14 protein-coding genes are annotated in these 12,307 nt (G+C 68.7%); 5 read left to right on the top strand and 9 right to left on the bottom strand.

All coding sequences use genetic code 11. The features are described 5' to 3' along the window. Positions 1-164: 164 nt before the first annotated feature. On the bottom strand, positions 165-566 hold the full coding sequence (locus tag ACFYWL_RS07985) for a hypothetical protein (protein ID WP_043961098.1): 402 nt from the start codon (positions 564-566) through the stop codon (positions 165-167). Between the two features lie 988 nt (positions 567-1,554). Here ACFYWL_RS07985 and ACFYWL_RS07990 point away from each other — a divergent pair. Beyond that, positions 1,555-1,995 carry a hypothetical protein gene (locus tag ACFYWL_RS07990; protein ID WP_386968979.1) on the top strand — a complete coding sequence of 147 codons (441 nt, stop codon included), beginning with the start codon at positions 1,555-1,557 and terminating at the stop codon, positions 1,993-1,995. Here the strand turns inward: ACFYWL_RS07990 and ACFYWL_RS07995 are convergent. The 4 genes from ACFYWL_RS07995 to ACFYWL_RS08010 form a co-directional block, all read right to left on the bottom strand. Next, entirely contained in the window at positions 1,985-2,767 is a 783-nt protein-coding gene (locus ACFYWL_RS07995; RefSeq protein ID WP_386968982.1) for a glycosyltransferase family 2 protein, read from the bottom strand. The genes ACFYWL_RS07990 and ACFYWL_RS07995 overlap by 11 nt on opposite strands. Continuing rightward, complete coding sequence (locus ACFYWL_RS08000) at positions 2,755-3,567, bottom strand: GntR family transcriptional regulator (RefSeq protein WP_386968985.1); 813 nt, start codon at positions 3,565-3,567, stop codon at positions 2,755-2,757. Before ACFYWL_RS08000 ends, ACFYWL_RS07995 begins: the two co-directional genes overlap by 13 nt. A gap of 158 nt (positions 3,568-3,725) precedes the next feature. Further along, a complete protein-coding gene (locus ACFYWL_RS08005) occupies positions 3,726-3,971 on the bottom strand; it encodes a precorrin-4 C11-methyltransferase (RefSeq protein ID WP_386968987.1) in 246 nt (81 codons plus the stop codon). An 88-nt stretch (positions 3,972-4,059) separates the two neighbouring features. Further along, positions 4,060-4,392 carry a hypothetical protein gene (locus ACFYWL_RS08010; RefSeq protein WP_386968990.1) on the bottom strand — a complete coding sequence of 111 codons (333 nt, stop codon included), beginning with the start codon at positions 4,390-4,392 and terminating at the stop codon, positions 4,060-4,062. Between the two features lie 543 nt (positions 4,393-4,935). Between ACFYWL_RS08010 and ACFYWL_RS08015 the strand changes: the two genes are divergently transcribed. Further along, entirely contained in the window at positions 4,936-5,352 is a 417-nt protein-coding gene (locus tag ACFYWL_RS08015; RefSeq protein WP_386968992.1) for a GntR family transcriptional regulator, read from the top strand. Between the two features lie 21 nt (positions 5,353-5,373). Here ACFYWL_RS08015 and ACFYWL_RS08020 read toward each other — a convergent pair whose 3' ends face one another. After that, positions 5,374-6,183 carry a pentapeptide repeat-containing protein gene (locus ACFYWL_RS08020; RefSeq protein WP_386968994.1) on the bottom strand — a complete coding sequence of 270 codons (810 nt, stop codon included), beginning with the start codon at positions 6,181-6,183 and terminating at the stop codon, positions 5,374-5,376. 1,303 nt (positions 6,184-7,486) lie between these two features. On the opposite strand from ACFYWL_RS08020, the gene ACFYWL_RS08025 reads away from it, so the two are divergent. Continuing rightward, positions 7,487-7,807 carry a hypothetical protein gene (locus ACFYWL_RS08025; protein WP_386968997.1) on the top strand — a complete coding sequence of 107 codons (321 nt, stop codon included), beginning with the start codon at positions 7,487-7,489 and terminating at the stop codon, positions 7,805-7,807. 293 nt (positions 7,808-8,100) lie between these two features. On the opposite strand, the gene ACFYWL_RS08030 is transcribed toward ACFYWL_RS08025, so the two are convergent. Further along, on the bottom strand, positions 8,101-8,739 hold the full coding sequence (locus tag ACFYWL_RS08030; RefSeq protein WP_386969000.1) for a class I SAM-dependent methyltransferase family protein: 639 nt from the start codon (positions 8,737-8,739) through the stop codon (positions 8,101-8,103). A gap of 91 nt (positions 8,740-8,830) precedes the next feature. Between ACFYWL_RS08030 and ACFYWL_RS08035 the strand changes: the two genes are divergently transcribed. Together ACFYWL_RS08035 and ACFYWL_RS08040 are read left to right on the top strand one after the other, a co-directional pair. Then, positions 8,831-9,727: an LLM class flavin-dependent oxidoreductase gene (locus ACFYWL_RS08035; protein WP_386969003.1), complete on the top strand. Its 897-nt coding sequence runs from the start codon at positions 8,831-8,833 to the stop codon at positions 9,725-9,727. 138 nt (positions 9,728-9,865) lie between these two features. Beyond that, positions 9,866-10,399, top strand: a complete 534-nt coding sequence (locus tag ACFYWL_RS08040; protein ID WP_386969006.1) for an alpha/beta fold hydrolase — start codon at positions 9,866-9,868, stop codon at positions 10,397-10,399. A gap of 10 nt (positions 10,400-10,409) precedes the next feature. Here ACFYWL_RS08040 and ACFYWL_RS08045 read toward each other — a convergent pair whose 3' ends face one another. Both ACFYWL_RS08045 and ACFYWL_RS08050 read right to left on the bottom strand, forming a co-directional pair. Continuing rightward, a complete protein-coding gene (locus ACFYWL_RS08045) occupies positions 10,410-11,540 on the bottom strand; it encodes a hypothetical protein (protein ID WP_386969009.1) in 1,131 nt (376 codons plus the stop codon). A 34-nt stretch (positions 11,541-11,574) separates the two neighbouring features. After that, complete coding sequence (locus ACFYWL_RS08050; RefSeq protein ID WP_386969011.1) at positions 11,575-12,135, bottom strand: phosphoribosyltransferase family protein; 561 nt, start codon at positions 12,133-12,135, stop codon at positions 11,575-11,577. Between the last annotated feature and the right edge of the window lie 172 nt (positions 12,136-12,307).

Consider the following 12,307-nt stretch of genomic DNA (forward strand, 5'->3'; position numbering starts at 1 on the left):
GGTCGAACCGGGACTGACACACGCCGCACCGAGGCTGAACGGGGGCAGGCGAACGCCTACGCTTGGACACGTCACTACCTCTCTCAACAGAGCAGGGGAAAGAGACACAGGGGGCGGGGCTGCCGTCCGCCAAGACCTGACAGCCCCGCCCCCACCCGATACGGCTACGCCGCCGCCTTCTGCTTGCCGGCCACACCCGCCGGGGCACGCATCCCGGTCGCCCGCAGCGAGTACGCCATCCGACCGGTGTTCGACACGTACGGCGTCACCGTCATGCCCTCGAACTCCACCGCCTCGAACGGCGCACCCGTCGGCGGCACCGGCTGGTGATCCGCCGAGATCTTCACCGTCGTCTCCCTAGAGCGCTTGCCAAGCTCCGGGTCCAGGTCCATCACGCGCACCTGCCACACCCGCTGGCCGGTCAGCTTGTCCTTCGCCGGGCTACGCCGACCCGTCTTCTCGTCGTAGTCCTCGACCTCACCCAGGGACTCGGGAACCAGGGCGCACCCCGCCGGGAACACGTCCTCACAACGCACGGCGAACCTCGCACCGCCACGCAGAGCCATCGCTCAACCTCCAGGTTGTTGGCATGTCTGCCAAGTGGAGACTCCAAGGTAGACGGCACTTGGCAGACAAGTCAATAACCTGGAGGGGTTGGAGCGGGACGCCCCCTCCGGCGGTGGCGCATCTGATGGCTTGCTTGAGAGGCTGCGCGATCGCCCTTGGAGACGAAGACACTCAACGCGGCGAGAGGCCACCCCAAAGCTCACGCGAGTGTCGACCAGTTTGGGTTGGCCTTTACGGCGGGCTTCAGCGGACTACTGGCATCCGCCAAAGGCGAGGTTCTTCCTCTTATTACTCAGGTAGATACTGCAAGGGTGACACGGTACAGTGCAGTCCTGGGTGCCATAGAATCAACTATGGCCCCGCCAAGGTGCGCTAACCGGTTAGCGCACCTTCCGCCAGAAGCATGCCGATCAGCCGTAGTGGCAGCATGGTCGGCACGCAAACGAGCCCCCACCCGTGCCGTCGGAAGCGAAGGTGGAGGCCCGCTGCTGGGGGTTGGCTCACCTATCGAGGTGAGTCACCCCCGGCACCCCAGCCACCGAACCAGTCCTTGAACAAGGACAGGATCAGGTGTGCTGCGATAGGTGCCATGAGGCTGCGAAGCCAGCTCAGGGCACCTGACGGACGACGCAGGACGCCGCCCTTGCGAGGTTGACCTTGCGCCTTGCGACGCTTCGGCCTTCTCTTTCGAGCCATCCTCCACCTTCCAAACCACGGCGCGAAGAAGCACCTCCACCGACAGTGAAGGCGATAAAAGAGTGCGTCGTGTGGTTGGGTCGAGTTCGACTCGCGAGAAGCATAACCGAGCGGGGGTGGCAATGGAAGTTCACCCACCGCAAGGGCTCAGGGCATAGGTACTGACGCGTGTTCCACAGCCTCGTGTCGAGCTTGACAGTCGCCGAATTCCATTGTAGGGCGGATGTGATCTGCTGATACAGCCTTGGCGGGCAATTGTTCAGGCTAATAAGCGAGGGGTATGGGTGACTTATGGGAGAGAAGCAGAAGCACTCGGTCGATCAAGATCATTCGCGCCCACCCGGAGTCGACGATACGACCATCGAAGCGTTGGGCGAGTTGAGTAAGGCGTTGGAGACCATCCATCGGGTGCGCGGTCACCTGTACTCCGCGCACCAGCTCGTTGGCGGTGCGGATCTCACCCTTGACCGGGTGGTGAAGCTGCTCCGCGAGGCTGGGCATGACGAGGTGGCCGACCGGGTTGAGCACGAGTTGTTGGGGCGCAACGTGCTGCCTGGTCGGTGGACGTTCCAGATCGTGGAGGAGTTCGACGACGGCTACTACGCGGCGTTCCAGGAGATCGAGCGGGACGCGCGGGAGAAGTTGGCCGGTGGTCGGCGGCACATCTACGAGGCAGAGATGAAGGAGCGTCGGCGTACCCACGGGATGCCGGGGCACGAGGCTACGCCGTAGCGCCGCCCTCGAAGTCGAAGCCGTTGGGGACCATCGAGGCCAGGGCGTGGGCTCTGGCCTCGATGATCCTCATGCGTGCCTGGTACTCGGCGGGTTCGCGGTGTGCGGCCTGGCTGGTGACCTGGCCGGGCCACTTGCGGTAGAGCAGGCCGTATTCCCGGGTGAAGTAGCCCTCGCTGACCGCGTTGGCGGCAAGGAGAAGGCCGGTGTCCTCGGACGCCGGCAGGGCCATCCAGCCACCGAGGGCGAAGACGAGATCCCGGCGCAGGCACAACGTCGCCGGATGTACCGAGGCCCGGTAGTCGTTGGCCTGCCAGAACGACAGAACCCCACCGCGGTCGATCATCCCGCCGGCCGGGTCCTTGTCCCATCCGGCGGTTGACCCGTCGGGCAGCAGGTCGAGTACCCGCGAGGTCGTCCAACCGATCTGTGGATGCGCGTCGAACGCCGCGATATCCCGGGCCAGTGCCCCGGGGGTCAACTGGTCGTCGGCGTCCAAGACCTTGATGAGCTGCCCAGCAACCCGGGACAGCGCAAGAGTACGGGCGACGCCAGGCCCACCGGGACGCCCCGTGCCAAGACTGATCCGGGGGTCATCGGGCAGCACGTCGACGAGGGCGCCGGTCTGCCCGTCTTCCTGGACGAGCCATTGCCAGTCCCACCCCGGGGGCATGTCCTGCTTGGCCAGCGACGCGTACGCGCCCGTAAGGTACTCGATGCTGGGCGCGTGGACCGGGGTGATGACCGAGACGAGCTGCGTCACGTTCTCCACCGCTGGAGTTTGTGGGAGTAGACAAGCTCGGTCCGGTCGCCCGGCATCACCACGTCGGCCACTTCGACGATGCGGCCGGTGGTGTCGATGGAGGTCTTGCGCACGGTGAGCACGGAGACGCCCGGGTCGATGTCCAGCAACTCGGCCTCGTCCGGCGACGGCGGGCGGGCGCGGATCTCGTCGTCGATGCGGTCCAGCTCGATGCCGAGGGTGTAGAGCTGGTGTTGCGTACCGCCCGGCCACGGTTCCTTGCTGGCGTCGAGCAGGTCGGGGTTTCCGGCGACCAGGTCGTACGGCAGGTAGGAGTACGACACGGTCAGCGGCGCGTTCTCGTGCCGCGAGGACGTCCAGTAGACGCGGCGCAGCAGCGGCGTGCCCGCCTCGACCTGGAGGGCCGCCGCCATGTCGGCATCGGCGTCGACGCGGGTGTACTCGGCGTGGAACTTGAGGTCGTCGACGGTCAGGCCGGTGTCGTGCTCGGTCGCGCCGGTCTTCAACCGCTCGGCCTCGTCGAGCAGGACCCGATCCTTCTCCCACTGGTACCGCTCGGTGTTGCGGCGGCGTACCCGTTGGCGGGGTGCCCGCACGTAGGTGCCGCGCCCCTGCTCGGCCCGGACCAGGCCCCACTCCCGAAGCTGCCGGATGGCGTTGCGCACGCTCGTGCGGGACAGCCCGGAGGTGTCGGCCAACTCGGTCTCGCTGGGCATCAGCGTGCCGGGGGCCAGTTCACCGCTCACGATCTTCGCCCGCAACTCTTCGGCGAGTTGCAGGTAGCGAGGGCGCCAGTCCCGACCATGCACACCGGTCACCGTACCCCCTAGACGTTCCAACGTCTGCCAGGTGGTCCCCCCAGCCGGCCGCTCAGGGACCGGAGGGACCGACACCGCCGTCCGCGACGACAGCGTCCGACGCGGACCCGGAGTCCGAGGAACAGGTACGCCCCGACGGCTGCTGGCGTTCACCGCGTCTCCCCCGCCTGCCCGCGCGTGTCGGTCGCCGCCCGCATCGCCTGCCGCGCGTGCGTCAGTTCCTCGATGAGCCGGTCCACCTGGGCGGCCGTCAGCAGCACGGTCTGAGTCGCGCCGTAGCGGGTCGCGTCGAGCTTGACGGCCAGGTCCCGACGCGCGAACCGGTCGACGAGCAGTTGCACGCTGACCCAGCCGGTCCGCTCCCGCCCGATCGTTGCGAGAAGCCCTCGATGCATCGGGTCGTTCGGCCCGCAGCCCCGACACCACCCCGGGCACACCACCGGCGCAGCCGACGACGGCAGGGCATCCGTCACGGGTACGGCCTCACTCATCGTCGGCCCCCTGGTCGCCTGCGGCCTGCTCCAGCAACCCGCGCAGGTGCTCGACCAGGTCGGCCGCCTGCGGCAACGTCAACTCCGCCCAGGTGTTGCCCGCCCGGCACGTCGCGTGAACCCCCACCATCGGCCCGAGCCCATCCGCAGCGATGAGGTAGGTGGCGACGACCCCGGACGCGCGGGAGTCGCCGACGCGGTGCATCGGGCCGCGATGGCGGCGGGCCATGTGCGCCATCACCGGCGGCACCAGGTAGCCGCAGCGGTCCGGCGCACACCACTCTGGGTGCCCCGTGACCCCGGCGGGCCTGATCGTGTGCCTCATCGGGGACACCGCCCGCCGTTGCCCCGCGTCGCCTGCGCCAGGGTCATCAGCGGCGCATACGGCAGTACAGGTACCTCCCGCGTCGGACCCACCGACCACCAAGGCGACGGCGGAACCGAGGCCGGGCGCAGACGCGACGGGTTGTTACTGCTGGCGGGCCGGATCGGCGTTCGCGTTCGTGGCCACCAGGACGAGAACCAGCCGCGCCGACGGTGAGAGCCGGACATCGCACCTCCAGAGGTAGGAGGGGCCGGTGGCCAGCCTCGGAGGGTTGGCCAGCCACCGGCCCGGATGAAGGCACGGCGCACCGTCCGACACAGACGGGTCGGGTATCGCCGAGCCAACTTGCGCGCGGCTACCGCAACCGGTCCGACAGGACGCCGCGCTTCAAGTGCGACCAGGGCCGACCCGACCACCCCTGACACGAGCCATCACCCTGGCCGCACAGATGGAAACGTACCTACAACTGGACGAGTTGTCTACACGTCGAAACGGGTCTCTTGGTTGACACTTGGTAAGACAAGTGCCAGGTACGGTGAGCAGGTGCCCACCCCGCACTACGGACAGCCCCGCTACCGCGCCATCGCCGACGAGCTGAGGAGACGCATTGAGAATGGCGTCATTCCGCCGGGTGCCCTTCTGCCGGCCGAAAGCACCCTCACCGCCGAGTTTCGCGCAGCCCGCGGCACGATTCGCAAGGCTATTGCCACGCTGAGAGACGAGGGCTTCGCAGCAACCGAACAAGGACGTGGAACGTACGCGCTGTCACATCTCGATTCAGCCAAGAGTGGTGACGCAGTCGAGAAGAAGACAAGCCTGCGCACGGTTCCGGCCTCTGCTGAAATTGCCAGAGTGCTCGGCATAGAAACCGGATCACTGTTGGTCGAGAAGCAGACCATCCTGCGTCGACACGGCATAGCATACTCATTGACCCGCGAGTACAGGATTCCTCCGGGCTAACGCGGTAACTGAGTTTCTAGCTCACGCCAGCACCTTGCTTTTGGCGATGGTACCAACGTCTACGGGAAGGATCTGCCAACGTTCGGGGCCAACCTGGACAGAACGACGCCACACTTCGTCAACGTGCTCACTAGGCCAGATGGTCTGAAGAGTCCAGGTCACCCCGTCTAGTCGAGCACTGTCTAGAATCACATCGGTTAGGTCTGCACTTGAAACGTTTGACCAAGATAGATCTGCTTCTCTCATGTCGCAGCCCACGAACAGGGCGCTCATGGCTGCTACCCGGCTCAGGTTAGCACCCTCAAGAGAAGCGCCGCTGAGGACGGCACCTGACAAGTTGGCCCTACTCAGATCAGCGCGCCGGAGGTCTGCACCCGCGAATGTTGCACCAGACAAATCTCTCCCCGTCAGGTCGGTGCCTGAGAGATTGGCCCCGGCGAAATTTTTCTGAAGTTCAACGCCTCCGTATTCAGTTTTAACATTGACCGCTAAAACGCGAGCATCGAAACTGCTATCCCCAATGTCGGTTGACGTTTCTGTGCCATGGATCAACGCCTTTTCCGCAGATGACACGTCGGTTGGATCTGCTATATCCATCCCCGCCACCGAAGCCAGCAAGCGGAGTCCAAAGCTGTCGCTGGTAGAGACAATTCTATCGGATGCGACCCCGCTTGGGTCGAAGGTAGGCTTTATGAGGCTGCGAAAGAAATGCATGGAGGTCGAACCCGCGCGCGTGTCGACATCCGATTGATTCGAATGCTCTTTAGCGGCCAGTCCTTGTGCGGTCAGCATGATCCCGAGAAGAACAGCAATTACGATCCATTCAAACACTGTTCACCCCGCTTGATCCTCGGTCTACTGGCGCTGGTTGAACCGTGGAAGGTTGGCTACTCGGTGGAATTTGTCCAGGTGCTGACTGGGGTGGCGATGCGCCTGGCTCGCCTGCCACCGAGGGAACCACCTGATGGCTAAAGAGTGTCGCGGTAACAACGAAAGCAACCCGCTGTAGAAGTTCAGGGGAAGCAAAGCCCACGAATAATGCCACTATAGGAGACTGCACTAATCCGCTGGCAGCAAGAGTGCCAGCGACGATGGCGCCGCTAGTCATTCGCAAAGCGATGGCCGCGACGTAGGGGTTCCGTTGCTTCTTTGATTTCCATGGCCAAGAGTTTGCAGACTTCATCTTCTGGGCCGCTAAGGCGGAATCCGATGCAAAGGCACCTAGAAGCCCCAAAGAAGCAGCAATAATCCAGCTCATGACCTAGGTGGCGCTTCCCTGAAAGAGCCAAATGCTGCCACCCGGCACTGGCGGGCCCGCTTTCCAGTCGGCACTTGTGCGGTGTGGACTCTTGACCCGCATAACCGAGTTCGCCCAGCCGAAGACTTCGCCTTCTGGGATCTGACCGCCATACCTTGAATATGACTCGACAACTCGCCATCCGTCGCTGGCCGGAACGACGACGAACATCTTCGCGGATAATCCATCCATTATCCAGAACGACCCTTCGTCTGGATAGCTGGGGGGCTGATTCAGTAGCGGTTTATCCCCGACCTTTCGATGATGGCGGAGGCACTCCGTCGCCCAGCGCTCAATTTCTTTTTTGTGAGCGCTAGACCCAGGGCGAATGTCTAGAACCGCGCCCACCACTGAGTAGTGTTTCGTTCGGTAGAGAACATACTCCCTCCGAGGAACCCCTTGTGGAGCGATCTCCTTGCTAGGTATCCAGCCCTGGGCCGTATGCATAGGATGCTGGACGATCTGTGCAACGAACTCCGGAGTGAGGGGCTGGCGTGCATAAAGGGAGGTCACAACTAGAAGAATGCCCCCGCGCAATCGACCAAGGCACCGCGCTGCGCGCGGTGCGAGCGCGGTGGCCCCGTCCGGCGGCAAGCCGCCCCGGTCGTCTGCGACGCCGGGGCGGGAAGCCGCCGACAGCCGACGGGCTGCCGCGCCCGCATCACAGGCAGAGACTGACGACCACGCCCAGGCCGTGACGATCGCCAGCGTGGTTGGCCCCCGTCGAGCTTCTGGCGATCGGCTGCCGCGCCGGCTTCGCCGGCTTGCCCTCGGCGTTCCTTGGTCACCCACGCCGCGCCGGAGCCGACCACACCGGGTCCGCCCTACGCTGTCGCCGTGGACGCGGGCAGAGTGTGGTGGCTGTACCACCGGGGCGAGCTGGTCGGCGAGATCGACGAGCAGAGTCACGACTTCCCGTGGACGTACGGCCAGTTCCGTCCCCTGCCGGGGTTCGAGCCACTACGCCCGCTCTTCGTCGCCCGGAGCGCCGCCCTCGACGCGGACGACGACGAGGCCATGATCCGGATTGACGACGAGATCCGGGCTGCCCTCACGATGACCCACCCGGACGGCCGTCCGGTGGCCGAGTTCCTGCTGAGCATCGAAGACGACGAGGCCGGGTTCCGTTGGCATGACGAGCCGTTCGAGGACGGGTAGCCCGTGCCATTAGCGTGCCATTAAGGCAGGACAGCCGGGGTCAACCCAGGCCACCCGGGACCGCCGTGACCAGGCCGCCGGCCCCACGACCTGCCGCCCATCGTCAATTCCCAAGCTGACAGTGCGGGTTCGATTCCCGTCACCCGCTCCACGCACGAAGGCCCTGGTCAGGACGCGAGTCCCGAGCCGGGGCCTTCGACGTTCCGAGCGGCAACATCGACTTCATGTCGGCGACATCGCTGTGTCCGGGCCACCGGGACACCGCCACATCGCCGACATGAAGTCGATCATGGTTACCGGACGAACGTGAACAGCGTCGCTGCGGCGGTCAGCGGTCGGGGCGTGCCCGTGAACCGGTGCACGCCGACCGAGAAGAGCACCCCGTCCGGCGCATGGAACGCCCGCTCGGCGAAACCGGAGTCCCGCAGCCAGCCCCGCAGCGCCGGGGTCAGGTCGGGATCGCACCGGGTCCGCGTCCAGATCACCGTGGCACCGGCCGCGCAGAGCTGCGGCAGGGCGGCCACGGTTCGGCGTACGTCATGGTCGTCGATGTTTCCGAAGACGCCCGCCATCAGCACGAGGTCGGCGGGCACCGCGTCTGCGTACGACGAGAGTCGGCCCGCGTCCGCCCGCCGGACGGTGACGTTTGCGAGGCCGGCCCGGGCGGCGGCTGCCCGGGCGACGGCGACGTTGCCCGGCTCGTACTCCAGGAGCGTGGCGCGGACGCGGGCCGCATCGGCCCGGCCAGCCAGCGCACCGACCAGGTCGTGTCCCTGGCCCGCACAGGCGCTGACGACCCTCAGCGGCTCGCCGGGGCGCTCGTCCAGCCAAGAGGTGATCGCCCCGCGCACCAGCCGCAGCCGGCGGGACAGCGGCGAGTCCTCGTCGGCGTACGGCTCGTGCCACGCCCGCCAGTCGGTCCCGGTCGTCATGCCGTCGAGCCTGCCAGCCTGCCGCCCGGTCGGCAGCAGGCCCGCGCCGGGGCGCGACGTCCGCGGCCGGTCGGGTCGTACGCTGGCGTTCATGCGGATTGGCATCGTGATCCTTCCGGACCAGCGCTGGTCGCAGTCGCAGCGTCGCTGGCGGCAGGCGGAGGAGTGGGGCTTCGACCACGCTTGGACGTACGACCACCTGGGCTGGCGGGACCTGGTCGACGGGCCCTGGTTCGACTCGATGACCACGCTGACCGCCGCCGCAGGCGTGACCGCCCGGATCGGGCTCGGCACCCTCGTGGCCTCGCCGAACTTCCGGCACCCGGCGGCCTTCGCCCGGCAGGTCACCGCCCTCGACGACGTCTCCGGCGGCCGGTTCCTGCTCGGCGTCGGCGCGGGCGGCATCGGTTTCGACTCGGCCGTGCTGGGCGGGGAGACGCTGCCGCCCCGCCAGCGCGTCGACCGGCTCGCCGAGTTCGTCGAGCTGCTCGACCTGATCCTGCGCGAGGACGGCACCACCTGGCGTGGCGACTGGTTCGCCGCCGTGGACGCCCGCAACAACCCGGGCTGCGTGCAGTCTCCCCGGGTGCCGTTCGTGATGGCCGCCAACGGCCCCCGCTCGATGCGGCTGGTGGCCCGGTTCGGGCAGGGCTGGGTCACCACCGGCACGGGCGGCGACGACGTGGAGCAGTGGTGGGGGACGGTGGCCGACCTCGCCGCCCGGATGGACCGGGCGCTGGTCGAGGCCGGCCGCGACCCGGCCACTCTGGACCGCTACCTGTCGCTCGACTCCGCCCCGGCGTTCTCGCTGCGCAGCGCAGACTTCTTCGCCGAGCAGGTCGGGCGGGCCGCCGCGCTCGGCTTCACCGACGTGGTGACGCACTGGCCCCGGGCCAGCAGCTGGTACGCCGGGGACGAGGCCGTCCTGGTGGACGCGGCCACCCGCCTCCTGCCGGAGCTGCGCCGCCTGACGCCCGCGCCCCGGTGAGAGCCGGTGAGAAGGGGACCCTTTTCGACCGTATGCGTTAACAGGGGGCCCTTCCTTACCCCTCGGAGCGGCGCTGCTTCGTAGCGTGCCCGGGGCGTTACGGTGGCGGGCAGGTCAGGCTGGCGAAGGGATCGGGTGATGGCGGACCGGCGTGCGGTGCTGATTCCGGGGCAGGGCTACGACACCCGGGGGCCACTGTTCGCGTACGGCGGTGAGGCCCTGCGCCGGATCGGGTTCGACGTCGACGAGATCAGCTGGCGGCCACCGGCGGACCTGGATCTGGACCGGGCGGGGGCCTGGGTGGCCGAGCAGGTCGCCCCGGCGCTGGCGGAGCCGGCGCACCTGCTGGTCGGCAAGTCGCTGGGCAGCTTCGCCGCCCCGTTCGCGGCCGACCTGGGGCTGCCGGCGGTGTGGCTCACCCCGCTGCTGCGTCGCGCCGACGTGACCGAGGCGCTGGCCCGTGCGACCGCGCCGTTCCTGCTGGTCGGCGGCACCGGCGACGCCCTGTGGGACGGCACCCAGGCCCGCCGGCTCAGCCCGCACGTGCTGGAGGTCGACGGTGCCGACCACTCGCTGCTGGTGCCCGGCCCGCTGGCCCGCTCGGCGGAGGTGCTGGGCATGGTCTGCACGGCCGTGGAGGAGTTCCTCGGCGGAGCGGGCACGGGCGGCTGAGCCGCGCCGTTCAGATGAGCTGCGCCGCGTAGCCGGCCGCGGCGAGCACCCGCTCGTCGCCCGTCGCCGCGTGGGCGTCCAGCACCGCGTCGGCGAGCTTCACCACATGCTCGTCGCCGTGCCGGGCCGCGCGGGCGAAGACCTCCGCGGGGGTGCCGGTGGCGACGGCCGGTGGCGCGACGCCGGCCGGGGAGGCGTACACGGCGGTCACGGCCGCCGTCGCGGACCAGGCCGCGGCGAGGCTCGGCGCCCAGAGCCCGGGGTCCAGCTCCGGCAGCGTACGCAGCACCGCCGTCGGCGCGGTCACCGCGTGCACCAGCATGACGGGTTCCGCCTGCCCGTACCGGAGGTAGTCGAGGCTCGCCCGGTGCACCAGCTCGGCGAGCCCCCGCTGCGCCTCGGCCGGGGTCCGCGCGGGCCGCAGCGCCGCGAGCGACGACCCCCATTCGGGTACGTCCGGCAGTCGCCCCAGCCGCTCGCGGATGCCGCCGCTGCGGTCGGCGATGCGGGGCAGCCCGGCCAGCGCGGCGGCCACCCCAGCCTCCCCGGCCTCTCCGCCCTGCCCGGCCTCTCCGCCCTGCCCGGCCTCTCCGCCCTGCCCGGCCTCTCCGCCCTGCCCGGCCTCCCCGCCCTGCCCGGCCTCCCCGGCGGGAGGTGCCGGCGGCCGGGGCGCGCCGGGGACCGGCTGCCAGCGCGCGGCCCAGTAGGCGAGGGCCTGGCCGAGTTCGGTGCGCCGGTCCGGGCTGGTCTCGTCGGCACGCAGCGCGCGCACGGCGTGCCCGACCCGGATGACGCCGTGGGTGGCCCCGGCGGCGATGCCCGGCAGGAGCCGGGGCCACCAGGTGCCGAGGATGTCCCGCCAGGGCCGTTCGCGCAGCTCCCGGTCGAAGTGGGCGAGCCAGTCGCCGGCCCGCTTCGGGTCGCCGAGGGCGGCCCGCCAGTCGTCGATCGGCCGGATGCCGCGTGGCAGCTCGTCGAGCCGCCGCAGGTAGTCGTCCAGCCAGCGGTGCACCGTGGCGTCGTGCCCGTGCCGGACCAGCGCCTCGACCGCCATCGGGCCGTGGTTGGAGAGCCAGCCTTCGAACTCCGGGCCGGTGCGGTGCAACCGCCGGTATGCCTCGTCCAGGATTCCGTCGTCCATGCCGCCGATCGTGCGACTTGAAGCTTGCTTGAGGTCAAGCCTCGGGTGGGGTCAGTCGGCCGCCCTCGATTAGGCCGTGTATCCGCAGCTCGGCGGCGAGCGCGGGCGGGCAGTCGACCACGACGGCCGAGGTGCCGAGGACCTCGGCGCCCCGGGCGGCGCAGATCGCGTACAGGGCGTGCAGCTGGGCGCCGGTGGCCACCCAGTCGTCGACCACCAGCACCCGGTCGCCGGGGCCGAGGTGCCGGTCCCGGACGCCCAGGTCGACCCGACGGCCCCGGAAGTCCGGCGGGCTCTGCGCCCAGGTCGTCGCCCCGGCGGGCAGCCGACCGTCTCCCGCCTTGTGCGCCGGCGCGAAGCCGACCCCGAGGGCGGTCGCGGCGAGCGGGCCGAGCAGCAGCCCGGTCACGGCGGGGGCGAGCACCACGGTCGGTCGGGCGTTCCTGAACGGCGCGGCCAGGGCCGGCCCGAGCCCTGCCAGCACCGCCGGGTCGCGCCACCAGCCGGAGACGTCGCTGACCAGGTGGGTGCTCTGCGGGCCGGGATCGATCCACCGGAACAGCTCGACGAGGCGTTCACTCAGCTCAGGGGGCATGCCGCCCATCCTGCGTCAGACCGACGCCGCGGTGGGTGCCGGCCCGCCCGGGGCCGAGCGGGCCACGCCGCCTCGGATGATCGGCTACACGTATGCGAGCAAATACGGGCATAGCGCCATGATCACGTTGACTTCGGAAGTGCTTCTCTCGTTACGGTCCGGGCCGGTTTGT

This window comes from Micromonospora sp. NPDC002575 (assembly GCF_042889525.1).
Taxonomy (GTDB): Bacteria; Actinomycetota; Actinomycetes; order Mycobacteriales; family Micromonosporaceae; genus Micromonospora; species Micromonospora carbonacea.

Coding starts and splice junctions, on each gene's coding strand:
- ACFYWL_RS07985 (WP_043961098.1), bottom strand. CDS start 566: ATGGCTCTGCGTGGCGGTGCGAGGTTCGCCGTGCGTTGTGAGGACGTG.
- ACFYWL_RS07990 (WP_386968979.1), top strand. CDS start 1,555: ATGGGAGAGAAGCAGAAGCACTCGGTCGATCAAGATCATTCGCGCCCA.
- ACFYWL_RS08005 (WP_386968987.1), bottom strand. CDS start 3,971: ATGCATCGAGGGCTTCTCGCAACGATCGGGCGGGAGCGGACCGGCTGG.
- ACFYWL_RS08010 (WP_386968990.1), bottom strand. CDS start 4,392: ATGAGGCACACGATCAGGCCCGCCGGGGTCACGGGGCACCCAGAGTGG.
- ACFYWL_RS08030 (WP_386969000.1), bottom strand. CDS start 8,739: ATGACGACCGGGACCGACTGGCGGGCGTGGCACGAGCCGTACGCCGAC.
- ACFYWL_RS08035 (WP_386969003.1), top strand. CDS start 8,831: ATGCGGATTGGCATCGTGATCCTTCCGGACCAGCGCTGGTCGCAGTCG.
- ACFYWL_RS08040 (WP_386969006.1), top strand. CDS start 9,866: ATGGCGGACCGGCGTGCGGTGCTGATTCCGGGGCAGGGCTACGACACC.
- ACFYWL_RS08045 (WP_386969009.1), bottom strand. CDS start 11,540: ATGGACGACGGAATCCTGGACGAGGCATACCGGCGGTTGCACCGCACC.
- ACFYWL_RS08050 (WP_386969011.1), bottom strand. CDS start 12,135: ATGCCCCCTGAGCTGAGTGAACGCCTCGTCGAGCTGTTCCGGTGGATC.